General features: G+C 60.0%; 26 protein-coding genes. 8 read left to right on the top strand and 18 right to left on the bottom strand.

Annotated elements, in window-relative coordinates; genetic code table 11:
- Nucleotides 1-5: 5 nt before the first annotated feature.
- The 9 genes from QO002_RS02700 to rbfA form a co-directional block, all read right to left on the bottom strand.
- Nucleotides 6-242, bottom strand: coding sequence for a hypothetical protein (locus QO002_RS02700; RefSeq protein WP_307226442.1), 237 nt, complete (start codon nt 240-242; stop codon nt 6-8).
- A gap of 172 nt (nt 243-414) precedes the next feature.
- Nucleotides 415-1,437: a class I SAM-dependent methyltransferase gene (locus QO002_RS02695; RefSeq protein WP_307226440.1), complete on the bottom strand. Its 1,023-nt coding sequence runs from the start codon at nt 1,435-1,437 to the stop codon at nt 415-417.
- An 80-nt stretch (nt 1,438-1,517) separates the two neighbouring features.
- Nucleotides 1,518-3,659, bottom strand: coding sequence for a polyribonucleotide nucleotidyltransferase (gene pnp / locus QO002_RS02690; RefSeq protein ID WP_307226438.1), 2,142 nt, complete (start codon nt 3,657-3,659; stop codon nt 1,518-1,520).
- 318 nt (nt 3,660-3,977) lie between these two features.
- Nucleotides 3,978-4,247, bottom strand: a complete 270-nt coding sequence (gene rpsO, locus QO002_RS02685) for a 30S ribosomal protein S15 (RefSeq protein ID WP_307226436.1) — start codon at nt 4,245-4,247, stop codon at nt 3,978-3,980.
- 182 nt (nt 4,248-4,429) lie between these two features.
- Complete coding sequence (locus tag QO002_RS02680; protein ID WP_307226435.1) at nt 4,430-4,795, bottom strand: SH3 domain-containing protein; 366 nt, start codon at nt 4,793-4,795, stop codon at nt 4,430-4,432.
- Nucleotides 4,779-6,464, bottom strand: a complete 1,686-nt coding sequence (locus QO002_RS02675; protein ID WP_370878533.1) for a sensor histidine kinase — start codon at nt 6,462-6,464, stop codon at nt 4,779-4,781. The genes QO002_RS02680 and QO002_RS02675 overlap by 17 nt, the downstream gene beginning before the upstream one ends.
- 152 nt (nt 6,465-6,616) lie before the next feature.
- Nucleotides 6,617-7,552 carry a tRNA pseudouridine(55) synthase TruB gene (gene truB / locus QO002_RS02670; protein WP_307226431.1) on the bottom strand — a complete coding sequence of 312 codons (936 nt, stop codon included), beginning with the start codon at nt 7,550-7,552 and terminating at the stop codon, nt 6,617-6,619.
- A 3-nt stretch (nt 7,553-7,555) separates the two neighbouring features.
- A complete protein-coding gene (locus QO002_RS02665; RefSeq protein ID WP_307226428.1) occupies nt 7,556-8,011 on the bottom strand; it encodes a hypothetical protein in 456 nt (151 codons plus the stop codon).
- Entirely contained in the window at nt 8,011-8,430 is a 420-nt protein-coding gene (rbfA, locus tag QO002_RS02660) for a 30S ribosome-binding factor RbfA (RefSeq protein WP_307226426.1), read from the bottom strand. Before rbfA ends, QO002_RS02665 begins: the two co-directional genes overlap by 1 nt.
- 185 nt (nt 8,431-8,615) lie before the next feature.
- Between rbfA and QO002_RS02655 the strand changes: the two genes are divergently transcribed.
- Nucleotides 8,616-9,356, top strand: a complete 741-nt coding sequence (locus tag QO002_RS02655; RefSeq protein ID WP_307226423.1) for a type 1 glutamine amidotransferase — start codon at nt 8,616-8,618, stop codon at nt 9,354-9,356.
- Here QO002_RS02655 and QO002_RS02650 read toward each other — a convergent pair.
- The 5 genes from QO002_RS02650 to QO002_RS02630 all read right to left on the bottom strand — a co-directional run bounded on the left by QO002_RS02650 (nt 9,353) and on the right by QO002_RS02630 (nt 12,603).
- Nucleotides 9,353-10,027, bottom strand: a complete 675-nt coding sequence (locus QO002_RS02650; RefSeq protein ID WP_307226420.1) for a CDP-alcohol phosphatidyltransferase family protein — start codon at nt 10,025-10,027, stop codon at nt 9,353-9,355. The two genes, QO002_RS02655 and QO002_RS02650, sit on opposite strands and share 4 nt — an antisense overlap.
- Nucleotides 10,024-10,974: a phosphatidate cytidylyltransferase gene (locus tag QO002_RS02645; protein WP_307226418.1), complete on the bottom strand. Its 951-nt coding sequence runs from the start codon at nt 10,972-10,974 to the stop codon at nt 10,024-10,026. Before QO002_RS02645 ends, QO002_RS02650 begins: the two co-directional genes overlap by 4 nt.
- The gene (locus tag QO002_RS02640) at nt 10,971-11,615 is read right to left on the bottom strand and encodes a lysophospholipid acyltransferase family protein (RefSeq protein ID WP_307226416.1); all 645 of its coding nucleotides are present in this window, start codon (nt 11,613-11,615) and stop codon (nt 10,971-10,973) included. Before QO002_RS02640 ends, QO002_RS02645 begins: the two co-directional genes overlap by 4 nt.
- Nucleotides 11,616-11,692: 77 nt before the next feature.
- On the bottom strand, nt 11,693-12,148 hold the full coding sequence (locus tag QO002_RS02635; RefSeq protein WP_307226415.1) for a GFA family protein: 456 nt from the start codon (nt 12,146-12,148) through the stop codon (nt 11,693-11,695).
- Between the two features lie 251 nt (nt 12,149-12,399).
- Entirely contained in the window at nt 12,400-12,603 is a 204-nt protein-coding gene (locus QO002_RS02630) for a DUF2735 domain-containing protein (protein WP_307226413.1), read from the bottom strand.
- 414 nt (nt 12,604-13,017) lie between these two features.
- Here QO002_RS02630 and QO002_RS02625 point away from each other — a divergent pair, with 414 nt between their 5' ends.
- Nucleotides 13,018-14,058: a glutamine synthetase beta-grasp domain-containing protein gene (locus QO002_RS02625; RefSeq protein ID WP_307226411.1), complete on the top strand. Its 1,041-nt coding sequence runs from the start codon at nt 13,018-13,020 to the stop codon at nt 14,056-14,058.
- Between the two features lie 71 nt (nt 14,059-14,129).
- Here the strand turns inward: QO002_RS02625 and QO002_RS02620 are convergent, their stop codons facing one another.
- From QO002_RS02620 to QO002_RS02605, 4 genes are all read right to left on the bottom strand, one after another.
- On the bottom strand, nt 14,130-14,429 hold the full coding sequence (locus tag QO002_RS02620; RefSeq protein ID WP_307226409.1) for a CcdB family protein: 300 nt from the start codon (nt 14,427-14,429) through the stop codon (nt 14,130-14,132).
- On the bottom strand, nt 14,429-14,671 hold the full coding sequence (locus QO002_RS02615) for a type II toxin-antitoxin system CcdA family antitoxin (RefSeq protein WP_307226407.1): 243 nt from the start codon (nt 14,669-14,671) through the stop codon (nt 14,429-14,431). The genes QO002_RS02620 and QO002_RS02615 overlap by 1 nt, the downstream gene beginning before the upstream one ends.
- A gap of 45 nt (nt 14,672-14,716) precedes the next feature.
- Nucleotides 14,717-16,543: a translation elongation factor 4 gene (gene lepA, locus QO002_RS02610; RefSeq protein WP_370878442.1), complete on the bottom strand. Its 1,827-nt coding sequence runs from the start codon at nt 16,541-16,543 to the stop codon at nt 14,717-14,719.
- Between the two features lie 72 nt (nt 16,544-16,615).
- Nucleotides 16,616-17,893, bottom strand: coding sequence for an MFS transporter (locus QO002_RS02605; protein WP_307226402.1), 1,278 nt, complete (start codon nt 17,891-17,893; stop codon nt 16,616-16,618).
- A gap of 184 nt (nt 17,894-18,077) precedes the next feature.
- Here QO002_RS02605 and QO002_RS02600 point away from each other — a divergent pair, with 184 nt between their 5' ends.
- The 6 genes from QO002_RS02600 to QO002_RS02575 all read left to right on the top strand — a co-directional run bounded on the left by QO002_RS02600 (nt 18,078) and on the right by QO002_RS02575 (nt 25,454).
- Complete coding sequence (locus QO002_RS02600) at nt 18,078-18,650, top strand: helix-turn-helix domain-containing protein (protein ID WP_307226399.1); 573 nt, start codon at nt 18,078-18,080, stop codon at nt 18,648-18,650.
- A 7-nt stretch (nt 18,651-18,657) separates the two neighbouring features.
- Nucleotides 18,658-19,188 carry a GNAT family N-acetyltransferase gene (locus QO002_RS02595; RefSeq protein WP_307226397.1) on the top strand — a complete coding sequence of 177 codons (531 nt, stop codon included), beginning with the start codon at nt 18,658-18,660 and terminating at the stop codon, nt 19,186-19,188.
- Between the two features lie 118 nt (nt 19,189-19,306).
- Nucleotides 19,307-19,681, top strand: coding sequence for a hypothetical protein (locus QO002_RS02590; RefSeq protein WP_307226395.1), 375 nt, complete (start codon nt 19,307-19,309; stop codon nt 19,679-19,681).
- A 187-nt stretch (nt 19,682-19,868) separates the two neighbouring features.
- On the top strand, nt 19,869-20,534 hold the full coding sequence (locus QO002_RS02585) for a YiaD family glycine zipper/OmpA-like lipoprotein (RefSeq protein ID WP_307226393.1): 666 nt from the start codon (nt 19,869-19,871) through the stop codon (nt 20,532-20,534).
- Between the two features lie 624 nt (nt 20,535-21,158).
- Nucleotides 21,159-22,277 carry an efflux RND transporter periplasmic adaptor subunit gene (locus QO002_RS02580; protein WP_307226391.1) on the top strand — a complete coding sequence of 373 codons (1,119 nt, stop codon included), beginning with the start codon at nt 21,159-21,161 and terminating at the stop codon, nt 22,275-22,277.
- 3 nt (nt 22,278-22,280) lie between these two features.
- Entirely contained in the window at nt 22,281-25,454 is a 3,174-nt protein-coding gene (locus QO002_RS02575) for an efflux RND transporter permease subunit (RefSeq protein WP_307226389.1), read from the top strand.
- The last annotated feature ends 30 nt before the right edge of the window (nt 25,455-25,484 follow it).

Below are 25,484 nucleotides of genomic sequence, written 5' to 3'. Positions count from 1 at the left end.
AGCCGTCAGGCCAGCGCCCAGACGGCAAGCAGCACTGCGAGAGTGCAGAACGCGAAAAGGCCGAACATCATCATCTGCTTGCGGGTATCGCCGAGCACCACCGGATCAGTCGGTGGGCGACCTGTCTGGAAGGCAAGCGGCACTTCGGAGGTCGCGCTGTGCCCCTCTCCGCTCTTGATATCCTTGACAATCACACCCGCGACATCTTCGGTAACAGGCGGGCGGGCAGGTCCAAATCCCATCGTCTTGCTCCATCGAGCCGGCGCGTCCAACGGGACGCGACAAGGATATGCGGCAAAAGAATGGTGAACCTAATCCCGCTGCAACGCAACAGGTTCCAGCCGAAATGGCATGGCTCAGCGGCATCCGATGCAGACGCAGGGCGGCAACAGTGGGCGCCCAGACCTTTCAACCTTAACGACGGCCCCAGAGGACCTTGAAGCGCGCGTTGCGGCAGGTTTCGCCCCATTCCTTGAAAGCTTCGGTCATGACAGGCTCGTAGGGCAAGCCGCGATTGGCGACCATCAGCAGGCGTCCGCCGATCTTAAGCGACTTCGCAGCCATGCGGATCATCGCCGCCCCAAGCGCCGGCTCAGCAGCCTGGCTTTCATGGAAAGGCGGATTCATGATGATGAGATCGAACTTGTCGCGCGGCTCTTCGCTGGTCAGGTCCTGCCAGTGGAAACGCGTCGGGATTTTCGACGCATTGACGGCGATATTGGTACGGGCGGCTTCCAGCGCATGAAAATCGGCTTCGAAAAGATCGACGCCCTTCAGGCCGGGTGACTTTTCCGCGAGCATGACGGTGAGATAGCCCCAGCCCGCGCCAAAGTCTGCCGCGTGGCCCGTGAAATCGGTCGGCAGGCGCGATGCAAGAAGTTCCGAGCCCGCATCAATACGGTCGTGGGAAAACATGCCGGGCGCTGCATCGAAACGACCTTCGACACGAACCGGCTTCTTGGCGAAGCGCTCGATCACCGGATCGGCATTGGCGTCATCAGGCCGGCCGAACCAGAAGGCGACGCCATGGTATTTCGGCAGCGAATCGCCACCCCAGCCGAGCTGGGTAAAACGCTTGCGCAGCGACTGGATGCCATCTTCCTTGCTACCGGCAACGACGACCGTACCGCCGACCTTGGTGCGCTTCAGCGCCTCGGCGATCCGGTCTTCGTTTTCGCCCTTGTGCTTGCCGCAGAGAACGAGAGCCACGTCATAGTCCTCGCCTTCGGGAGACGTTGCAACATTCACGCGCGCGGCCTGCAGCGCCTTGTGGAACGGCTTCAGTGGCTGGACGGCAGCAATCTCACCCAGAAAGCCTTCCGGCAGCCTGTAGCCCGCCTCGGCGCCGAGAAAGAGCACGCGCTCGCCTTCGCCCGGCGATGGCAGCACGCCATTGTCGAAGGGGTAGAAAAGGGTTTTCAAGGTGTCGCGGCTCATGGCGGAAGTCCCGTGGAGGATAAAGAAAGGGCGCGGAACGATATGCTCCGCGCCCGGATAGTCAGGAAGGACGCGAATGCTTATTCAGCAGCTTCGCCATCACCCTTCTTATCGGCAGCGAGTTCCTTGCCGGTTGCCTGGTCGACGACCTTCATCGAGAGGCGAACCTTGCCACGCTCGTCGAAGCCCATCAGCTTGACCCAGACTTTGTCGCCTTCCTTGACGATGTCGGAGGTCTTGGCAACGCGCTCGGAAGCGAGCTGCGAGATGTGCACGAGGCCATCGCGCGGGCCGAAGAAGTTGACGAAAGCGCCGAAGTCGGCGGTCTTGACGACCGTGCCTTCGTAGATCTGGCCGACTTCCGGCTCAGCGACGATCGAGTGGATCCACTTGCGAGCGGCTTCGATTTCCTTGGCCGAGGAAGAGGCGATCTTGATCGTGCCGTCGTCTTCGATGTTGACCTTGGCGCCGGTCTTTTCGACGATTTCGCGGATGACCTTGCCGCCGGAGCCGATGACTTCACGGATCTTGTCGACCGGGATGTTCATGACTTCGATGCGCGGTGCGAATTCGCCGAGCTGGCTGCGACCTTCAGTGATGGCACTGGCCATCTCGCCGAGGATGTGCTTGCGACCGCCCTGTGCCTGCTCAAGCGCGACCTTCATGATCTCTTCGGTGATACCGGCGATCTTGATGTCCATCTGCAGCGAGGTGATGCCGTCGGCGGTGCCGGCGACCTTGAAGTCCATGTCGCCGAGGTGATCTTCGTCGCCGAGGATGTCGGAGAGAACGGCGAAGCGTTCACCTTCGAGGATCAGGCCCATGGCAATACCGGCGACCGGCTTTGCCAACGGAACGCCTGCATCCATCAGAGCAAGCGAGGTGCCGCAGACGGTTGCCATCGAGGACGAGCCATTGGACTCGGTGATCTCGGAGACGATGCGCAGCGTGTAGGGGAACTGGTCCGCAGACGGCAGCATCGGACGGATGGCGCGCCATGCGAGCTTGCCATGACCGATTTCGCGGCGACCCGGGGAACCCATGCGGCCGGTTTCACCAACCGAGTAGGGAGGGAAGTTGTAATGGAGCAGGAAGCGCTCCTTGTACATGCCGGTCAGGCTGTCGACGTACTGTTCGTCTTCGCCGGTACCGAGGGTCGCGACAACGATCGCCTGGGTTTCACCGCGGGTGAACAGCGCCGAACCATGGGTACGCGGCAGGATGCCGACTTCCGAAACGATCGGACGAACGGTCGACAGGTCGCGGCCGTCGATGCGGCTCTTGGTGTCGAGGATGTTCCAGCGAACGATCTTGGCCTGCAGGTGCTTGAAGACAGCACCGATGACTTCAGCCGTGTACTTCGGCTCAGCACCTTCCGGGAAGAAATGAGCCTTGACCTTTGCCTTGACGGCATCGACGGCAGCGTAGCGCTCGGCCTTCTGAGTGTTCTTGTAGGCAACACGCAGTTCGGCTTCGGCGATGCCGAGCATTTCGGCTTCGAGTTCCGAATGATCTTCCGGCTGGAAGTCGCGCGGCTCCTTGGCGGCCACTTCAGCGAGCTTGATGATCGCGTCGATGACCGGCTGGAAGCCCTTGTGGCCGAACATGACGGCGCCGAGCATGATCTCTTCGTTGAGTTCCTTGGCTTCCGATTCGACCATCAGGACGGCGTCCTGCGTGCCGGCAACGACGAGGTCGAGCACCGACTCGTCCATCTCGTCGAGATGCGGGTTCAAGACATATTCGCCGTTGATGTAACCGACGCGCGCAGCGCCGACCGGGCCCATGAAGGGGACGCCGGAGATGGTCAGGGCAGCCGATGCTGCAACCATCGACAAGACGTCCGGATCATTTTCGAGGTCATGCTGGACGACGGTCACGACGACCTGGGTGTCGTTCTTGTAACCTTCCGGGAAGAGCGGGCGGATCGGTCGGTCGATCAGGCGGGAAACCAGCGTTTCCTTTTCCGAGGGACGGCCTTCGCGTTTGAAGTAGCCACCCGGGATCTTGCCGGCGGCGTAGGTCTTTTCCTGGTAGTTGACGGTCAGCGGGAAGAAGTCCTGGCCGGGCTTCGGGGCCTTGGCCGAAACGACGGTCGCCAGAACGACGGTTTCGCCGTAAGTCGCGAGAACCGCGCCGTCGGCCTGACGGGCGATCTTGCCGGTTTCGAGCTTGAGCGGGCGGCCGGCCCATTCAATTTCTACCGTGTGGGTATCGAACATATCTCGTCCTTCTATGCGGGCTTATCCACGTCGCTGCCTTAAGGATGGCGCGAGCGGCGTCGTGTCCGCAAATATGACAGGTCATGGGCAAGACAACGGGAGGCTTCGTGAAATCCGCGCTGACAGCGCAGAAGCATCCTGCAATCCTGCCCCATGACAGGTCATCGGTTGTTCCGCAGCGCCGGCCCTTCCGGGCTGCTGGAAAGAATAGTTTCGCCGGGCGCCGGAGTGGCTGCATTGAGGCGAGGAACGGGAAATTGCCCCGTAAAAAGCGACCGGCGGACGCTCCATCTGGAAACGTCCGCCGGAAGCGAAGTTTTAGCGGCGGATGCCGAGAGCCGTGATCAGCTTGGTGTAACGCGCTTCTTCCTTCTTCTTGACATAGTCAAGAAGCGAACGGCGGGTGGAAACCATTGCCAGAAGGCCACGACGCGAGTGGTTGTCCTTCTTGTGGCCCTTGAAGTGATCGGTCAGGTTGTTGATCCGTTCCGTAAGGATAGCAACCTGGACTTCCGGAGAACCGGTATCGCCTTCGACGATTGCGTATTCCTTGATAAGCGCAGCCTTGCGCTCTGCAGTGATCGACATCGTGTGATCCTTTCGATTTTACAGGATTTCGGGACGCCGGCAGCCGGGATGTCGTCTAGCTGCGGCCAATGGAGCAGAAGGCCGCCTTTATTACGGAGCTTTTGCTGGCGGTGCCTATAAACCATCCGGAGACAAAAGGAAAGAGGCGTGCTCGTCGTCCCGTTTCGACGGCGAGCGACGGCCTAGTCCAGCGGCGTTGGTGGCCGCGTCGGCGCCGATTTCATCGCATCGGCATCGGTTACGCAATCGAGATAGGAACCAAAAACCCATCCCCTCTCCTGCCCATCGGCCATGATGCGCGGCCAGAGCTCGTGCTTGACCCGCTGTTCTTCCAGAACCCGTACGTCCCGGCCATTGTCGATGGTCGAAAGAAGAGCGCGGTTGGGGCTTGAACGGATGTTCAGCGGCGTGCCGGTGGGATCGGCAATCCTGCAGATGCGGTCGGAGGCGCCGACTTCCGCTGCGCCAATGATCAACATCAGGGATGCGATGCCACCGGCGCTGTGATCGACCGCATCTTCTTTCCCGCTTTCAGCTGTCGTCCTCAAGCTCGCCCTGCAGATGCGTCCGCGGGATAGTGACGTGCCATTCGATACCGTCCTCATGCGTGCTGCGCTTCAGCGTTGCACCAAGAGCCATGGCCAGCATCCGCTCCAGGACCATGGTGCCGAAGCCCTTTCGCGGTTCGCTCGGGATAGCCGAAAGGTCCGCGCCCCGTTCGCGCCAGATGATGACGACATTCTCGTCTCCAAGCGTCCAGGAGAGGTCGACCGTGCCGTGGCCATTGCATAAGGCGCCATATTTGGTCGCATTGGTGGCAAGCTCATGCAGCGCCATGCCAAGGGTCTGGGAGACCTGGGCATCAAGTCTGACGGCGGGGCCCGCGATGCGCACACGCCTGGGATCGTCGGGGATAAACGGCTGCAGCTGGTTTTGAGCCAGCTCGCCAAAATCGACACCGAGCGAGGCGTTGGCGATCATCAGATCCGTCGAGCGCGCAAGACCTGCAATCCGCTTGCGAAAGGTGTCTGCAAAATCCAGCCGGCCTTCGGCGTTGGTCACCGACTGGTTGAGCATGGACTGGATGACGGTAAGCTGGTTCTTCGAGCGATGCGCCACTTCGCGCATCAGGAAGCGGATTTCGCTTTCGGCCTTGGCGCGCTCCTGCGCAGCATCCGCGATCGCCTTCGAGACCGTCTCGACTTCGGTGATCATATGCTGGCGCGCAGCGATCGGCCTGCCTTCGCCCAGGAGCCGCGCATCCCGCGCCAGCATCGTGACGCCCTGCGCAAGAATACGCGCAATCAGCGTCGATCCCGCGACGGCAAAGGCAGCAAACAGCACTGCGCCCGCAGAAAGCCAGAGAAATGACCAGAGCACGGGAGCATCGACCTCGGAAGTTTTCGCCCAGGCGACGATCCTCCATCCTGTCGTCATAGAGAACTCGGTTACGGTTCGATAGGCAACACCATCGTGTACGGCCTCGCTGATGCCGACTTTAAAGGCGGGCACCAGATCCATGAAGAACGGCTTGCCAACGGCAAGGGACGGATCGGAAGACGCGATCAGGTTACCCGTGCGGTCGAGCAACGCCGCATTCCAACCGGGAGAAAGGACGTCGCGATTGACGGCCTTCAGCATGTTGTGGGCATCGCCGGTCAACGTCAGCAGATAATCCGGATTACCCAGAGGCGTTCTGACCGGCAGATAGACATTGTAAACCCAGCGGTTTGCCGTCTTGCCGAAGAAGACGTCGGAGACCAGCGGCTCGCCCCTCTCAAAAGCCTGCCCCACTGATGACGGATCGGATGCCGGACCTAGCGCCGACCCGAAGGGCACCCGGGTATTGAGCAATTGGTGTCCGGCACGATCGATCAGGATCAGATTGTTTCCCGTATCGGCCAGGGCTGCGGTAGCGCGGGCGTGAAGGGCGGCAAGATCGGAGGGATCGATCTCATTTCCGGGCGAAAGAGCCTTCAATGTCGTCAGCATGCCGTCGATTTCGCGTTCGACAACGCGCGTCACTGAGCCGGTGGAAGCCTTAAGCAGCGCGGTCAGGACACGATCCTGCTCGTCGGTAATCCGCTTGAGGATGACGAGTGAGAACACGAAGGACGGCACGATGGCGATGATCACCAGCGCGGTCAGATAGAAGGAAAGAGGACGCCGAAGCCGATGACGCAGACGCGCTGCAAGGGCAACGCCAGGAACCCACATGCCCTTGTCACGCGTGTCTTTCAAACGCTGCCCTCGGTTGTCGCAGCACCGCTACGGCATCATTTCATGATCGCTAACGGCCAAACTGACGAATCTTCCCGTTGATCATGCGTCAGAGCGACATGGAAGGCAAACCGCCCCTTGTCGTAATCTCAGTCGGTATTGAACACCCGCTTAGGCCGAAACTCGCCTTCGCCGATCTCGCCGATGGCAACGAGCTTGCCGCGCGCTGTGGCGTAGGCTTCCGGTTCGGCAAGCGGGGCATCGCGGCCGCGCAGGATGATCGGATTGCCCATGCGCAGACGGTGGGCCTGATCGTCGCTGATCGCGATATGTGGCAGGTTCGACAGGGCTTCACCGGTATCGATCAGGAAAGCATCCAGTGCGGCAAGACGCTCCTGATCATCCTCGATTTTCTCAAGCGCCACGAGCGAGGCAAGCGGCACCATCTGCTCTTCGCCGAACGGTGCGACGAAGCTGCGGCGCAGCGAGGCGATGTGGCCGAAACAGCCGAGCGCACGGCCGAAATCGCGCGCCAGCGAACGCACATAGGTACCCTTGCCGCATTCGATTTCGAAATGCGCGAGATTGGGCGTGCAGCCGAGGAGCGACAGGCGGAAGACTTCCACTTCGCGGGCGGGAATATCGACGGTTTCGCCATCGCGGGCGAGATCGTAGGCGCGCTCGCCGTCGATCTTGATCGCCGAAAACTGTGGCGGGACCTGCGAGATGACGCCCGTATATTGTGGCAGAAGGGCGCGGATCGCCTCTTCGGTCGGACGTGTATCGGACGATTTGACGACCTGACCTTCCAGGTCGTCGGTCGAACGCTCTTCGCCCCAGGCAACAGTGAATTCATAAATCTTGCGGCCGTCCATGACGTAGGGGACCGTTTTCGTAGCGTCACCGAGCGCGATCGGCAACATGCCCGACGCCAGGGGATCGAGGGTGCCGGCGTGTCCAGCCTTCTGAGCCTTGAACAGCCACTTGATCTTGGAGACGGCCTCGGTCGAGCCGAAATCGAGCGGCTTGTCGAGGATCAGCCAGCCGGAAACGGGCCGACCCTTGGGCTTGCGGGGTTTTGACATTCTTCAGGCTCTTTTTTTGCGAAAGGTCGCGGCGGTCTTGGCGACGCTGCCATCCGGCATTTTCTGGCTGTTGCCCTTCTCGTATCCCAGGGCGTAGAGACGCCGTGCGATCAGATAACCGGCAGCGATTGTCGCACCATTGCCGACGCTATAGTCATCGCCCAGCTCTTGGCGGATCAGGGGCTCGATGGCGCCGAGCGGCGGCTTACCGGTCGTGGCGGCATCGATGAGCAGCTTTTCATTGTAGGGCGAATAGACAATTGCTTCGAGAACCTTCATCTCGCGATCACCGTGCGCGATCTCCTTGCCGCGGCGAAAAGGCAGGCCGGAGGCAACCATCATCTCGACGAGACGCACGGCCTCGGCATTGTCGAAGCGGGCAAGGTTATTGCGATAGAACGTCTGACGCCGCTCGAACGTCCAGCTGTTAAGCTCGTCGAGAGTGATATGCTTTGCCATCACGCCCCGTTTTTGTCTTCCGGGCCGTCTTCATCCTTCAAGTCGCGCTGGACTTCAGGCGAGCGCAGCAGTGCGTCGATTTTCTTGTAATTGTCGAAGCTCGTATCGTCCTTGAAGCGAACCTCCGGCATATATTTCATCTGCCGCAGATGCGGGGTGAGACGCCCGCGGATATATTTGGCATGACGGTTCAAGGCTTCGATCGGCTCGGCGTGATCGGCAATGCCAAGCGGCGTCACGAAGGCCGTGGCGACCTTCAGGTCGGGCGACATGCGCACTTCCGAAATCGAGATGACGGTCTTTTCGATCAACGGGTCGCGCACCTCTCCGCGCTGCAGAACCTGGGTCAGGGCTGCGCGTACTTGCTCGCCAACCCTCAGCATGCGCTGCGAGGGGGCGGATGAGGTTGGTTTGCTCATGGTTTTTCCGCTATCTGGCGTTTCTATGAACGCGATTGTGGCGGTCAAATGCCTCTTTCAGGCCCAAAGGTCAAGGCTTGCCGGGTTTTTGGCACCTTCTGCGTGGCGAGAACTTGGGGGAAGGTCTTGAAAGAGGCCTATCTCCATGCTCAATCAGAAGCGTGATTTTGACGACGGGAGCGGCAATGCGGGTTCTGGTGGTAGAGAACATGCCCCATTCAAAACTGGGACAGGTGGGCGTGGCGCTTGCGGAAGCAGGCGCCGACATCGACCTGCGGCGCCCCTATCAGGGTGAGGCTTTGCCGCAGAACGCAAGCGACTTCGACGCGCTGGCCGTCTTCGGCGGCGAACAGAGCGCCCTTGATGACGAGCTGCACCCTTATCTTCCTGCACTTGCCAGTCTGATGCGCAGCTTTACAGAAGCCGGCAAGGCCGTTCTCGGCATCTGCCTGGGTAGCCAGCTGCTTGCCCGCGGCTATGGCGCTGAAAACCTGCTGAACCGCACGCGCGAATTCGGCTGGCATGGCGTCACATTGACGGCGGAGGGGCGCGCCGATCCGGTGCTGTCAGCGGCTGGCGACGCCTTCCGTATCTTCGAGTGGCATTCGGATACTTTCACGCTGCCGGAAGAAGCCGTTCACCTCGCCGGCAATCCCGCCGTGGCACATCAGGCTTTTCGCGTTGGCCGGGCCGGCTATGGCATGCAGTTCCATTTCGAAGCTTCGACCGAGGTCGTGACCGAATGGAACGATACATTCCGTCATCAGATCGTCGAACGTGACGAGGAGTGGCTTGCGGATTATGAAACCCATGCCGCTGTTGATGGTCCGCAGGCCGATGCCGCCGGTCTTGCACTTGCGCGCGCCTGGGTGAAACAGATCCGGGTGGACGCCAAAACGACACCATTGCAGGCCTTGGCCGGTTAAGTCTTCTCCGGCGAGCGGCCGCGCGCCTTCAGTTGCACGATAATATGCCATGAGCGCCGGATAACGGTGATTGCGGAGCCGAGAACGACGATCATCAGGGCGATGATCAGCACGTCGTCGCGGCCGTACCAAAGCGGCTCGAAGACACTCAGGAGTGCGGCCCCGGTGATCGTCGCCATACGGTGCTGCTTGGCCATAGGGCCGGAAAAATCGGCTGGCAAGCCGCTCGCGTGCCCGAGTTCGCGGACGTAGGCCGTGAGGATCGCAAGCGCCGCAGCCGCCCAGCCGAGTTCCGGCATATCGACGCCGATACCGACACCAGCAAGGATCAGGAGATCGGCGACACGATCGGGAAACTCGTTCCAGAACGGCCCGTCAGCCGCCCCCTTCCCGCCTTCCACGGCTACCATGCCGTCGAAGAGATTGCAGAGCAGCCGCAGCTGGCAAAACAGGGCGGCGAGCAACAGCATGACGATGCGCTCGATATCCTCGCTGTGCCCGGCCCACCAGAAGGAGAGGCCTGCGAGTGCCGCGGCTACCATGCTTCCTTGAGAAATCTGGTTGGGCGTTACCGACCTCTGTGCCAGTAAGCGGGCGATGCCTTGAGCCCACCTCGTATTGCGGCTGGCGAGCGGACGCCGGTCCTTCAGCTCTTCATTCGTGCCTGTCATGTAAGCGACCATCCGAAACGAACGATATGAAAGAAGATCGGCGCGGAGAAGACGACCGAATCCAGCCGGTCGATCAAGCCGCCATGGCCGCCGATAAGATGGCCCCAGTCTTTGACGCCACGGTCACGCTTGATGGCCGACATGACGAGCCCGCCGAAGAAGCCCATGATCGCGATGGTCAGCGCAAGACCGGCAGCCTGCAGCGGCGAAAACGGCGTTATCCACCAGAGCCCTGTACCAACGAGCGTGGCGCTTGCGACGCCGCCGGCGAAGCCTTCAGCTGTCTTCGACGGCGAAAGTCTCGGCGCGATCCTGGTCTTTCCGAAAAGCTTGCCCCAGACATATTGCAGGACATCACTCATTTGCACGACGATGACCAGGAAAGCGATGAGCAATACGTTGCGCCCGTCATAACCGGGAATATTGAGGCTCAGAAGCGCGGGCACATGGGACGCGCAGAAGACGCAAATCATCAGCGCCCACTGCACCTCCGCGATGCGGATCAGGAACCGTTCAGAATCTCCGCGCAGTACCGAGATGATCGGCATGAACAGGAAGGCGTAGACGGGGATGAAGATCGAATAGAGCCCGTAATATTCGATGGCAACCAGATAATACTGGATCGGCAGGACAACGAAGAAGGCGGCTGCCAACGCCCAGTGATCGGCGCGCCGAGTGTTGGTGAGGGTCACGAATTCGCGCAACGCCGCAAAGGAGCAGAAGGCAAAGAGGATGACGACACCGACCCTGCCGGCGATGAAGGCGATGCCGATCAGGGCCACCATCACCCACCAGGCATTAATGCGTGCATTGAGATTTTCGACGACGGTATTGGATCCGTCAGGCGAAAGCCTGATCTTCAGGATGTAGCCGATCAGCGAAGCCAGTGCGAGAAAGGCCCCGGTGCCGATGAGCAGAAGGATGAGATCCGAACGCGCCTCGCTCATTCCGCCGCTCCCGTGATTTTCGGTGAAAGGGACAGGAGCGCCGCGCTGGTTCTGGCCAGAAAGGCTTCGCGGCTCTCGTCCGGCCGGAGACGCAGGGCATCGCCGAAAGTGACGGTGCAGATCAGCGGGATCGGCACGATCTCGCCCTTGGGCATCACCCGGTTGAGGTTGTCGATCCACACGGGCGCGAGATCGATATCCGGCCGGAGTGTCGCAAGATTGTAGAGCCCGCTCTTGAAAGGCAGAATCGGCTCGTCGGTCTCGTTACGGGTGCCCTCGGGAAAGAGGATCAGCGACGAGCCGGCGTCGAGCGTTTCAGCCATGCGGGCGATCGGATCGCCGGTGCGTTTTTCCCGGTCGCGCTCGATCAAGACGGCATTGAAAACATCACAGCCGATGAACCGTTTGAGAGACGTGGCCAGCCAGTATTCGGCGCCGGCCACCGGGCGGGTTTTCACCCGCATCCAGGGCGGGAGGACCGACCAGATCAGGATGAAATCGCCGTGGCTGGAATGATTGGCAAAGTAGACACATTGCCCCGCGGGCAGACCAGTCTCCGGCCATATCGCACGCACGGCGGTCAGCGCTCGTGCGAAAACGACGATCATCATGGCAACCGGTCTGGTGATCAGCGCTTTCATGCCTTCCCCCTTCGGCGGACAGATCAGCCGATGGCCGGGGGAATGTCAATTCCGTGACAGCGGATGGAAGGCGGCGCTCAGGATTGGGTGTGATACTCCGCCATGAGCCCCTCATAGGCTTCCATAGGCGGGAAGGTTTCGTAAGCGTGGCGGGCGCCGGTTTCCGCGAAGGCGAGCTTTTCCGACGTATAGGTTTCGATGAAGGGCGAAAACCAGCTGACATTATCGAGCATGGTCGGGCGCAGGTTGACGAACCAGTCCATGCCGGCAGGCCGCGTGAACATCCCGCTCATGCAGTGGCCGCAGAAATAGTGCTTGTGCTCGCCATGCAGCCCGCCGATCACCGGCTCGCCTTGTGTCACCTCGAAACCATCGGTCGGGATCGCGGCACCCAGCGAATAGGCGCTGGAGGACATGCGCTGACATCCAGTGCAATGGCAAGCCATGGTCAGGATCGGCGGCTTGGAAATCTTCAGGCGCACCCGCCCGCAGCGACAGGCTCCCTCGCTCGGCAATGTCGGCGTGTTTGTCATGATGTTTCTCCCATTCTCATATCGCGTGACTGTTTATCAAAGCGACGTCCACTTCGGGAGATAGGCGCGTGTTTAAAACGCGCAAGCGTCTTGTAGCGTGACAGCCATTTGCAGCCGCCGAAAGGTTTTCAGCAACGAGACAGAGAACTCAGTCGTGGGAAAAGTGCCCCAAAGCGGGCTAGGAGCATTTGCGAAGATATCGCTTAAACGATGACGAATGCGACCGGCTGCCTTTCGGCAGTCCGGTCCTCTCAGTCGAGGCGTTTTTCCGTGTCCGCTTCGCGTACGGCTTCGCCATGGTACCAGCTGCTTTCGAGGGCTTCGTAGCAGATGACTTCCGGCTTCCTGCGGAACGAAATGACGCTGCCAGCTTCGGAAAGCGGGCGGGAGCGTCTGAACATGCCTGCCGGGAACTGCACGATCTCGGCAGACCCGTGATGCGTATGTATTGCCATATTATGGCCTCCGGTGTTGGGGCGCGATCTGCGCTTGGAGGGAATATAACAACTTTGCCTGGTTTTTGCACTATCTACTGCAAAATATTTCGGCAAATGTTTCTTTTGTAAGCATATTACGACGCATGCGACTCAAAAAACCAGATGACACTCGTGTTGCACTGCAACGATGTCTAAAATATAGGCAAAAATGTCGCGCTTTTGCTAACCCCGCGTGACGACAGCAAGAATCCCCGCCGGGAAGGCTGATAACCGGCAAAGAGTTGGTTTTCTTTGCGATTGTCCGGTGTCTTCGATCAAACTGGCACACATTATGCTTCACAGATTTCCGGGTCCTCGGTGATCGGGCGGTTTTGGCCGCCCTGCCAACGGGGCGTGCTCGTTTTCGAAGCAACTCATGATGAGAGACGTCAAATGACAAAATACAAGCTCGAGTACATCTGGCTCGATGGTTATACGCCGGTCCCTAACCTGCGCGGCAAGACGCAGGTCAAGGAATTCGCAGAGTTCCCGACCTTGGAACAGCTGCCGCTCTGGGGCTTCGACGGTTCGTCGACGATGCAGGCCGAAGGCCGCTCCTCGGACTGCGTCTTGAAGCCGGTTGCGATCTATCCGGATCCAGCCCGCACCAACGGTGCTCTCGTCATGTGCGAAGTGATGATGCCGGACGGCGTAACGCCGCATTCGACCAATGCCCGCGCCACCATTCTTGACGACGAAGGCACCTGGTTCGGCTTCGAACAGGAATACTTCTTCTATCAGAACGGCCGCCCGCTCGGCTTCCCCGAGTCCGGTTACCCGGCTCCGCAAGGCCCGTACTACACCGGCGTCGGCTATTCGAACGTCGGCGACGTTGCCCGCGAAATCGTCGAAGAACACCTCGACCTGTGCCTCGCTGCCGGCATCAACCACGAAGGCATCAATGCCGAAGTGGCCAAGGGTCAGTGGGAATTCCAGGTTTTCGGCAAGGGCTCCAAGAAGGCTGCCGACGAAATCTGGATGGCACGCTACCTGCTGCAGCGCCTGACCGAAAAGTATGGCATCGACATCGAGTATCACTGCAAGCCGCTCGGCGACACCGACTGGAACGGCTCCGGCATGCACTGCAACTTCTCGACCAAATACATGCGCGAAGTCGGCGGCAAGGAATACTTCGAAGCCCTCATGGCTGCTTTCGAAAAGAACCTCATGGACCACATCGCCGTTTACGGCCCGGACAATGACAAGCGTCTGACCGGCAAGCACGAAACCGCTCCGTGGAACAAGTTCTCCTACGGCGTTGCCGACCGTGGCGCCTCGATCCGCGTCCCGCATTCCTTCGTCAAGAACGATTACAAGGGCTATCTGGAAGATCGCCGCCCCAACTCCCAGGGCGACCCCTACCAGATCGCTTCGCAGGTTCTTAAGACCATCTCCGAAGTTCCGCTCGCAGGCAGCGCCTCCGCGGCAGCTTGATTGGCAATCTCCCGAAACAGGAAACGGCGCGAACATTGTTCGCGCCGTTTTGTTTTTGAAGGATAGCTGATTCAGAACCCTTGGAAGAGGAAATCCGTTGCAGCGACGATCTCGTCACGGCAGTGGGAAACATTTCCCACTTTCACAGCAATCTCGTGAGTTGGTACAGCGGCCATGAGATGAGTTGCGAGAACATAGGTCCTGTTCTCCAGGACAATTCTCGGGTTCAAACGGCTCAACGGCTTGAAGAAAATCTCAGCGGGGATAAGCGGCGCCACGACGCGATGGTGTAGACTATCGAGAAATGTCGCTTGAAGATCGACGACCGGAAGATCCCCACCCTTGATCTGATAAACGTCGAAACGAGCCATTAGAAAGCGCGATATTTCGCCAATGGCAAACCATGTCTTTCGACATATTCATTGGACTGGCGGATTGCCTCCGCGTTTTCTAACAACCAAAGGCGCTCGCGCTCGGTCCGGATTGCCTGGGCTATGCCTTCAGCAGCTGCAACTGATACGTCAATCTTTAGCTCACGCGCTTCAGCGACGAGATGGCTATCGACGGAGAGTTGATCCAATGCACGAGCGGGTGACGACATATCCAGATCCATGTTCTATGTGCGAATTATAACGCACATAGAACATGAATGGAAAGATCACTCATCGCCCATCTTCAGCGCCGCGATGAATGCTTCCTGCGGGATTTCCACCTTGCCGAACTGGCGCATGCGCTTCTTGCCGGCCTTCTGCTTGTCGAGCAGCTTGCGCTTGCGGGTGGCGTCACCACCGTAGCACTTGGCAGTCACGTCCTTGCGCAGCGCCGAGATGGTTTCGCGGGCGATCACGTTGCCGCCGATGGCGGCCTGGATCGGAATCTTGAACATGTGCTTCGGGATAAGCTCCTTGAGCTTCTCGCACATGTCACGGCCGCGCTTTTCGGCCGCCGTACGGTGAACCATCATCGACAGCGCATCGACCGGCTCGCCATTGACGAGGATCGACATCTTTACCAGATGGCCTTCCTGGTGGCTGGTTATCTGGTAGTCGAAGGAGGCGTAACCCTTGGAGATCGACTTCAGCCGGTCGTAGAAATCGAAGACGACTTCGTTGAGCGGCAGGTCGTAGGTCAGCATCGCGCGGGTGCCGACATAGGTGAGTTCCACCTGGATGCCGCGCCGATCCTGGCAGAGCTTCAGGATGCCGCCGAGATAGTCGTCCGGCGTCAGTATAGTGGCGCGGATCCACGGCTCGTGGATTTCGGCGATCTTGACGACATCGGGCATATCGGCGGGGTTGTGTAGCTCACGCTCGGTGCCATCGGTCATGAACAGCTTGTAGACAACGGAGGGGGCGGTCGCGATCAGGTCGAGATCGAATTCGCGCTCGAGGCGCTCCTGGACGATTTCGAGGTGAAGCAGGCCGAGAAAACCGCAGCGGAAGCCGAAGCCGAGAGCGGCCGAGGATTCCATTTCGAAGGAGAACGACGCGTCGTTGAGGCGCAGCTTGCCCATGGCGGCGCGCAGGTCCTCGAAATCTGCGGCATCGACCGGGAACAGGCCACAGAAGACGACGGGCTGCGCCGGCTTGAAGCCCGGCAGCATGTTGGCGGTCGGACGCTTGTCCTCGGTGATCGTGTCACCGACGCGGGTATCGGCCACTTCCTTGATCGAGGCGGTGATGAAGCCGATCTCGCCCGGGCCGAGCGCGTCGACATTGACCATCTTCGGCGTGATGACGCCGACGCGTTCAACCTGATACTTGGCGTCCGTGCCCATCATGCGAACGGTCTGGCCCTTCTTCAGCACGCCATCAAGGATGCGCACAAGCACGATGACGCCGAGATAGGTGTCGTACCAGCTATCGACCAGCAGAGCCTTCAACGGGGCGGTCTCACCACCTTCGCTCTTCGGCGCGGGAAGCTGATGGACGATGGCTTCCAGCACGTCAGAAATACCGAGGCCGGTCTTGGCCGAAATCAGCACGGCCTGCGACGCATCAATGCCAATGACTTCCTCGATCTGCTCGCGGATGCGGTCTGGCTCGGCCGCTGGCAGGTCGATCTTGTTGAGGACAGTAACAATTTCGTGGTTGTTGTCGATCGCCTGGTAGACGTTGGCGAGCGTCTGGGCCTCGACGCCCTGCGACGCGTCCACCACCAGCAGCGAGCCTTCGCAGGCCGACAGCGAACGCGAGACTTCGTAAGCGAAGTCGACGTGGCCGGGCGTATCGATCAGGTTCAGGACGTATGTCTCACCATTGTTGGCGACATAGTGCAGGCGCACCGTCTGTGCCTTGATCGTGATGCCGCGCTCCTTCTCGATATCCATGTTATCGAGAACCTGTTCCGACATCTCGCGCGCGGCAAGGCCGCCCGTCGACTGGATCAGCCGGTCAGCCAGCGTCGATTTGCCATGGTCGATATGCGCGACGATCGAGAAGTTGCGGATGTGCGACAGGGGCGTCTTTGAAGGTGTTGTGCTCATGGGCCGCATATAGCAGTGGTCGCAACCGCCGCAAAGCGGGAAATGCACCGATTGTTGACTATAATTCCGGGCTCAGCGCCCAGTGTCCGCTGGCATTCCGTGGCCTTCGACCAGCCCCTCGGCATTTGGCATCTGCGCCGTCTTGATCTCGAAGCTCTCGCGCAGGTGCGCCGGCATGACTTCCCGGTGCAGCAAGCGGACCGCAACAAAGGCAATATAGGCAAATGCGATGCCGAGTACGGCATAGATAAAGGTCTGCGGTCCGAAAATGGGCGTCAACACCGTGACCCCCAGGGGGATGATGGTCGCCGCACTCGACCAGCAGAGCAGCATGGTCGAAGCCAATGGCACGAAATCGGCTGGTACCGTGCGGTCGTTGGCATGGGCATTGGCAAGCGAGTAGACCGCCTCGACTGCACCTGCCCAGATCGCGAAGACCAGCATGAGAACGAGCATTTGCGAGAACGGGACGAAGAAGGCGGCAAGAGCCGCAGCCGCGATCAGCAGGCATGCAATAATCAGCACGATGCGCCTGTCGATCCTGTCAGACAGGACGCCGAGCGGATACTGGATGAAGATCAGGCCGAGCTGCATGACAAACATCAGCAGCGCAACGTCCTGCTGGCTGACGGAATTTGTAGCGGCATAGATTGGCGTGAAACCCTGCACCGTCATCGAAAGCCCGCCCGCAGCCAGGACGCCGACGAAGGCGACAGGCGAATTGCGCCAGGTCATGGGAATATCGACGCTGACCTTGGCCGGCGGTGGCGGATTGGGAAGCCGCGTAAGGCCGACGGGCAGGATGGCGATGGCGGTGAAGCAGATCGTCAGCAATGGGGAGACATTGCCCTCCGCAGGAATCTGGCCGAAGATCCAGGCGCCGACGCCGAGGCAGATGACATAGGCCATATAGAAACCCGACATGGCACGGCCACGCCAGCTGTTGGCGCTCGCATGATTGACCCAACTCTGGGCGATGATGAAATTTGCGTTGCCCGACATGCCGTAGAGCATGCGTGCTGCCAGCCACAACAGTGGATTGACCCCGAGCGCGATGATGACGGCCGAGACTATGACGAATGCCATAGAGCAAGCAAAGGCACGGGCATGGCCGACGCGGCGTATGACCGGCCCTGCGATGAAACAGCCGGCAAAGCCGCCAAAGGCCAGCGACGTGACCGCAGCCCCGGTAACCCAGGAGGGAGCATCCGCCCGCGACAGCACGAAAGGCACGTAAGCCAGCATCAATCCGTTGCCCAAGGCGACGCAGGCCATGGAAAGGACGATGCTGGCAATGGACAAGAGCGAGCCGCCCGGTTCGCCAACCTGCGGGTGATCTGCGGCCGTCATGGAAACCCTCTGCTCCTTAAACGCTATCTAACATATTGCCATAGAACACGTTTCCGGGCAGACAGCGAGACCATCGTAGCGTTTGCCAAGTGCCCCGGCTATCGCCAAAGCGGCATGGCGAAAATAATTCCGGCGGGATGACCAGTCGCTTGACTCCATTATGAGAAAATACAATTCTCATATAATGGAAAACAACGACCCTCTCGAAGCCGCCATTGGCGAACGCATCCGCCTGCTGCGCCAACAGCGTGGCTTAACTCTCGACGACCTCGCCACGCGCTCGGGCGTAAGTCGCGCGATGATTTCCAAAGTGGAGCGATCGGAGGCAAGCCCGACCGCGCAGCTCCTCGCGCGGCTTTGCGCAGCACTCGGGACGACCCTCTCCCGCTTTTTCGCCACCGACGAGGCGCCCGCCTCGCCTTTTTCGCGCCGCTGCGACCAGCGTCAGTGGCGAGATCCGGAAACCGGTTATCTACGCCGCTCCGTTTCGCCCGAAGGAGTCGATTCCTCCGTCGATATCGTTGACGTCGAGTTTCCACCCGGCGCTCGTGTTGTTTTCGATCCACACCAGATCGAGACCGGGACAACACAGCATATCTGGCTGTTCAGCGGCCGGCTCAACATGACCCTTCGTGACGAGATCCATGTGCTGGAGGCGGGAGACTGCCTTTTCATGGCGCTGGGCGATGGTCACGTCTTCCATAACCCCTATAACGAGCCGGCGCGCTACGCCGTCGTTCTCAACCGCAAAAAGTGATACAGCGATGAACCAACCTGTCCTGCACGTCCTTTCCTCTGCACAGGCCGAAACGGCCATACCGGCGCTCTGCGAAATCCTCTCCGATTGTGTCGAAGGCGGTGCTTCCGTCGGCTTCCTGACCCCCTATTCGACTGCAGACGCCCTGCCCTATTGGCGCGGTGTTGTTTCCGCCATTCAAGTCGGTGAGACCGTGCTGATCGCCGCAAAGCTGGGCGAGGATATTGTCGGTACCGTGCAACTTGGCATCGGTACCATGCCGAACCAGCCGCACCGGGCGGACCTGAAGAAGCTGCTGGTTCATCGCAGGGCACGCGGCCTCGGGCTCGCCCGGCTACTGATGGAGCGAGCAGAAGCGGAGGCGCTCCATCACAAGAGACATGTTCTGGTCCTCGACACAGCAACGGGAAGCGCGGCGGAAACCATCTATTCGAAGCTCGGCTGGCAGCGTGTTGGTGTCATCCCACAATACGCGCTGATGCCGGACGGTAGTTATTGTGGCTCCACGTTTTTTTACAAATCGCTTTCGGCGATCTGAGCAGCAGATAATTACCAAAAATGGCGCAAACGGCTGGCTCCACCCCGTTTCGCAAGCCCGATTTGCATGCTAGCCAATACGCGTCGGCGGGGCGCCGATGCAAAAGGGGAAATCATTCATGTCCATCATTCGCCGCGCGCAGCTTGGCGCGCTTTCCGCTGCAATCCTGTTGGGTTCTGTCGCTGCCTCGTTTGCAGCCGACGTTACCTTCCAGATGCGCAACAGCCATCCGAATGCCGTCGAGCTCGAACTCTACAGCCAGGACCGTGACCATGTCTGGCCGGGCAACAATCAGGTCTATTATCTGGATGACGGCGAGACCAAGCAGATTCCGCTGGCCTGCGATGAAGGCGAAAAAATCTGCTACGGCGCCTGGGTTTCCGGTGACAAGGCTACCTATTGGGGCACCGGCCCGGACAATGCCGAAACCTGCGACGATTGCTGCTACACCTGCACCGGCGGCAACACCGAAGAAATTGACCTGACCGAGTAATGAGCCGGAGACAGCGCCGGGTTTTTGAACCGGCGCTGTCTCGATCTTCGCACACCGTTGCGCCGTCCCTAGGACGTCACCGGCTCCGTCTGCAACACGATATGCTCGTGTATATGCAACGTCTTCATCTTCCCGCCGCAATCGGTAGTATGAAGCAGGGAAGCACTTTTTGAGGACGAATGATTCCATGATCAAGAAAACTGCCATCGCGGCCATCGCGGCCGTCTATCTCTCCGGCTGCACGACCACCGATCCCTATACGGGCGAACAGAAGATGTCGAACACGGCTGGCGGCGCGCTGATTGGCGCGGGCCTTGGCGTGGCAACCGGCCTGCTCGTTGGCGGTAGCGCCCGTGGGCGGCGTGACGCAGCGCTCGTCGGTGCCGGGATCGGCGCACTCGGCGGCGGCCTGATCGGCAACTACATGGACAGCCAGGAGTCTGAACTGCGCGCCCAGCTGCAGGGGACCGGTGTTTCCGTGACCCGCGCCGGCGACCGCATCATCCTCAACATGCCTTCGAACATCACTTTCGCGACCGATCAGGACCAGGTGATACCGGGCTTCTACTCAACGCTGAACTCGGTGGCGATCGTGCTGCGCAAGTTCAACAAGACGCTTGTCGACGTCGACGGCCATACGGACTCGACCGGCAATCCTAGCTACAACCAGGGCCTCTCGGAACGCCGCGCCGCTTCGGTCGCCAACTACCTTGCGACACAGGGCGTTGACCAGCGACGCATGTCGGCCATCGGCTACGGCCAGGATCGCCCGGTGGCGTCCAACGCAAGCGAAGCTGGCCGCGCGCAGAACCGCCGCGTCGAAATCTCCATCGCTCCGATCCGCGAAGGCTAAAACCTTTGCTTCAACTATGCTTAAAGCCGGTCACCGTTTGCGGAGGCCGGCTTTTTTCATGCGCATGGGCGTGAGTTCGTTAGGAATTTACGCACCCGAAAAAGCCGGAAAAGCTTGCAGCCCTTTTTGGTTTGACCCCGGCCGAAGCGCGTATCTCGATGCCGCTCGCCAAGGGGACCGGCGCTGTCGATATCGCCGCCTAAAGAATGTCTGGTTCAGATTGTACGGGACATTCTTTAGATTCTTTTGTTTTCGTTTGTCTTTTTGGGAAAACCGGTTTCCACTTTTCCCTGACAAACTCTAATCCGGTCTCGCCTATGAAACCGTCCGCAGCCATATCCGCTCCATTTTCCGCAAGACCGAAACCGGGCGCCCTTTTCAGCAGGCTTCAGCTATAGCATCCCCAAAATAGATGCCCGCCACCGGTGTGCCGCACCCTCCCGAATCTTTCCCTGGCCAACTGCTTTTGTTCGTCCTCCTGCTGTCCCAGAGGTCCTTGGCTAGCCGTCCAATCTGCTAAAACAGCGACGCACAATTGTCTTTCAAATTCAATTTTTCATGATTAGTCTGCAGCTTACGTGCCTGAGGAGACTGGAATAACAGCTAAATTCAAGGGGTTTTAGCATGCCGATACCGAGGATTCTGCTCTCGACGCTTGCACTGGGAGTGCTTGTTGCAACCAATTTGACGGCAACCGCGAGCTTTGCCCAGCAGGCACCCGCACCCTCCGTTATCGTCGCGCCTGCGAAAATCATGGACCTGCGCGAAAGCGTCGATTTCACCGGCCGCCTCGTCGCCGTTCAGAAGGTCGATATCCACGCCCGCGTTTCCGGCTTTCTCGAAAAAATCAACTTCACCGAGGGCAAGAAGGTCACGGCCGGAACCGTGCTCTATGAGGTAGAGGACGGTTCCTACCAGGCTGCCTTGCAGCAGGTCGAAGGATCGCTGGCCGCAGCGCAAGCGCAACATGACCTGGCCGTAATCGAACGGGACCGCCAAAGGCAGCTCTTCGCATCCAACACCACGCCGCAATCCAAGGTCGATATCGCCGAAGCGCAGCTCAAAAAGGCGGAGGCCGATCTGGTCAGCCTGGAGGGATCCAAGGCGAAAGCGGAGCTTGATCTTTCCTATACCAAGATAACGGCACCGTTCGACGGCATTGTCGGCCTGACAACTGCCGATGTCGGCGCTCTGGTCGGCCCGGACAGTGGCGCCCTGGTGACCTTGACGCGGCTTGATCCGATCTACGTGCAGTTTCCGGTCGCAACAGCGCTTCTCTTGGAATATCGCGAAGGCGTAAAAAGTGGAAAATACAGCGGCGGCGCCAATGTCGGCATTACCTTGCCCAACGGCAGACAATATCCCGAGAAGGGCACGGTCGACTTTATCGCGAGCAATGTTTCTCAAGGCACCGATACGGTGATCGTGAGAGCGGCGTTCGACAATGCCGACTCTACCCTGCTCGACGGCACGCTCGTTCGCGTCAACCTTGAACAGGAAGACAAGCAGGAGGTTCTGGCGGTTCCGGAGCAGGCGATCCAGCGCGACCAGCAGGGTGCCTTCGTCATGGTCGTCGGCACCGATTCCAAGGTCGAGCTTCGCCGCGTCGATGTTACGCGTTCCGCACGCGGCCAGGCGGTGATTGCTTCGGGCCTGAAGGAAGGCGAGCAGGTGATTACCGACGGCGTGGGCAAGGTTCGCCCGAGCGCGACCGTTGATGCAACCCCTGCAGCGGGCGGTTGAGCCATGATCTCCGAGATTTTCATTGATCGCCCGCGCTTCGCCGCGGTCATTTCCATCGTGCTAACGCTCGCCGGCCTGATTGCGCTGACGCGGCTGCCCGTTTCACAATTTCCTGACATCGTGCCGCCGCAGATCAGCGTGACCGCCTCCTATCCGGGCGCCGGCGCAGATGTGGTCGAGGCAACCGTTGCCCAGCCGATCGAGAGCCAGATCGTCGGTGTCGATGACATGCTCTACATGAAATCGACCAGCGGCGCTGACGGTTCCTACAATCTGACCGTCACCTTTGCGGTCGGCACCGATCCGGACATCGCCACCGTCAACGTGCAGAACCGCGTCTCGCTTGCCGAGGCGCGACTGCCCGCCGAGGTCAAGCAGACCGGTGTGAGCGTGCGCAAGAAATCCTCGGCGCTGATGCAGGTCATCGCGATCTACGGCGAAGGCAAGGATTTCGACGCGCTCTTCCTATCGAACTATGCGACCATCAACCTGATGGACACGATCAAGCGCATTCCCGGCGTCGGCGATGCCTCGATGTTCGGCGCCAAAGATTATTCGATGCAGATCGTGCTCGATATCGATCGTCTCACCAGTCTCGACATGACGCCTTCCGACGTCATTGCCGCTCTAAAGGCCCAGAACGTGCAGGCGGCGATCGGCCGTATCGGCGCCCAACCGATGACCGACGACCCTCTCTTCCAGCTGAATCTGCAGACCCAGGGGCGCCTGACCGACCCGAAACAATTCGAAGACGTGGTGCTGCGGGCGCAACCCGATGGTTCCTTCATCCGCATCCGCGATGTCGCCAAGGTCAAACTCGGCCCAGCAACCTCGGATTCCAGCGCCAGCTTCAACGGCAAGCCGGTCGCCATGATCGGGACCTATCAGGCTCCCGGCGCCAACGCGCTTGCCGCTGCCAAGGGTGTTCGCGACACGATGGAAAAGCTGTCGAAAAGCTTTCCACCCGGCCTGAAATACGAGGTCAATTACGATACCTCGCAGTTCGTCTCGGCCAGCGTCGACAACGTCGTGCATACGCTGATCGAAGCTTTCGCGCTCGTCATACTGGTGGTCTTCCTCTTCCTCGGAAACTGGCGGGCCACGCTTATTCCGCTGGTCGCGGTGCCCGTGGCGCTGATCGGTACTTTTGCGGTTATCCTTGCCCTCGGATTCTCGCTCAATACCATCTCGCTTCTGGCTCTCGTTCTCGCGATCGGTATCGTGGTCGATGACGCGATCGTGGTCGTCGAGAATATCGAGCGGGTGATGGAGGAAAATCCGGGCATGCTGGCGCCGGAGGCGGCGCGCGTGGCCATGGGCGAGATCACCGGTGCGATTGTCGCGATCACCCTCGTTCTGCTCTCGGTCTTCGTTCCCGTTGCGTTCATTCCTGGCCTGAGCGGCCAGCTCTTCCAGCAGTTCGCGGTTGCCGTTTCAGTCTCGATGGTGCTCTCCGCCATCAACGCCCTGACGCTCAGCCCTGCGCTTTGCTCCATTCTGCTCAAACCGCATCATGGCGAAAAACGTGGCGTCCTCGGCTGGATTTCACGGCGGATCGACAATGGCCGGGATGGCTATGTCTTCGTTGCCGGTCATATTGCCCGTCGCGCCGTCATCGGCGTCGTCCTGCTTGCCGTCGCCATCGGTGCCAGCGGCTGGTTGTTCCGCATCGTGCCGACAGGCTTTCTGCCGAGCGAGGACCAGAGCGCCTATTTCGTCGAAGTCCGCCTGCCGGAAGGCGCATCCTTCAACCGCACAAGCGAGATTGTTTCCAACGTGGAGACGATGCTGCGCGGGGTCGAGGGAGTTTCGAACGTCTTCACCGTCAGCGGCTATAGCTTCCTCGACGGTCTTTCGAAATCCAACAGCGGCTTTGCTCTGGTGACGATGAAATCCTTCGAAGAGCGCCAGGCCCCCAGCGCATCTGTCGATTCAGCCATCCGCACGACGATGATGAAAGGTCAGGCCATTCGCGGGGCGCAGGTCTTTGCCTTCAACCTGCCGCCGATCATGGGTCTTGGCACCGGTTCCGGCTTCGAATATCAGCTTCTCGATCTGCAGGGACGACCGCCGGCCGAGCTGTCGGCGACGGCAGGCGGTCTGATCGTCGCGGCCAACCAGAATCCGTTGCTTGGCCCGACCTTCACGACCTATTCGGCAAGCGCACCGCAACTCTATCTCGATCTCGATCGCGACCGGTTGCAGGCACTTGGCGTCTCCGTCAGCGACCTCTTTACCACGCTGCAGGGCACGCTCGGCTCCTACTACATTAATGACTTCAACCTTTTCGGCCGAAGCTGGAAGGTCACAATGCAGGCCGCAGAAGCAGATCGCAGTTCCGTCGATGATATTTCGCGGCTGCATGTGCGCAACTCATCCGGCGAGATGGTGCCTGTCGCCTCGGTTGCGCGGGTACAATATATCGTCGGCCCGCAATCCATCGTGCGCTACAACAACTACCGCTCGATCACCCTCAATGGCCAGCCGGCGCCGGGCGTATCCTCCGGCGAAGCACTGGCGGCGATGGAGCAGCTTTCCGCCACGACCTTGCCTTCGGGTTATGGCTACGAATGGACCGGAACCGCCCTGCAGGAACTGGAGGCAGCCGGCCAGACCACCGTCATCCTCGCGCTCGCGGTGCTGTTTGCCTATCTGTTCCTCGTGGCTCTCTATGAAAGCTGGACCATCCCGATACCGGTCCTGCTTTCCGTTGCGGTCGGCGTTGCCGGCGCGTTGATTTCCATCCTGGTGGCCGGGCTGTCCTTCGACATCTACGCCCAGATCGGCCTTGTCGTGCTGATCGCGCTTGCCTCCAAGAATGCGATCCTGATCGTCGAATTCGCCAAGGATCGACGCGAAAAGGGTGCCAGCATCATCGATGCGGCAATCGAGGGTGCGCGTACCCGTTTCCGCGCCGTGATGATGACCAGCTTCGCCTTCATCATCGGCCTCGTGCCACTGATCGTCGCGCAAGGCGCCGGCATGCTCAGCCGGCGGGCTGTCGGTACCGGCGTCGCCGGCGGCATGCTCGCGGCTGCCGTCGTGGGTATTTTCCTTATCCCCGCCCTCTATGTCGCCTTCCAATGGTTGCGCGAGCGGGGTCACCAGATTACGGGTATCGGAAGCAGATCACCCGCTGCGCCAGCCGAGCATGTCGAGGATCACACCACGAATTGAAGCGGCGGCAGCGCTTTGTCCTGTCAGCGT

This window comes from Pararhizobium capsulatum DSM 1112 (assembly GCF_030814475.1).
GTDB lineage: Bacteria > Pseudomonadota > Alphaproteobacteria > Rhizobiales > Rhizobiaceae > Pararhizobium > Pararhizobium capsulatum.
This window is presented reverse-complemented; position numbering and strand designations above follow the sequence as displayed.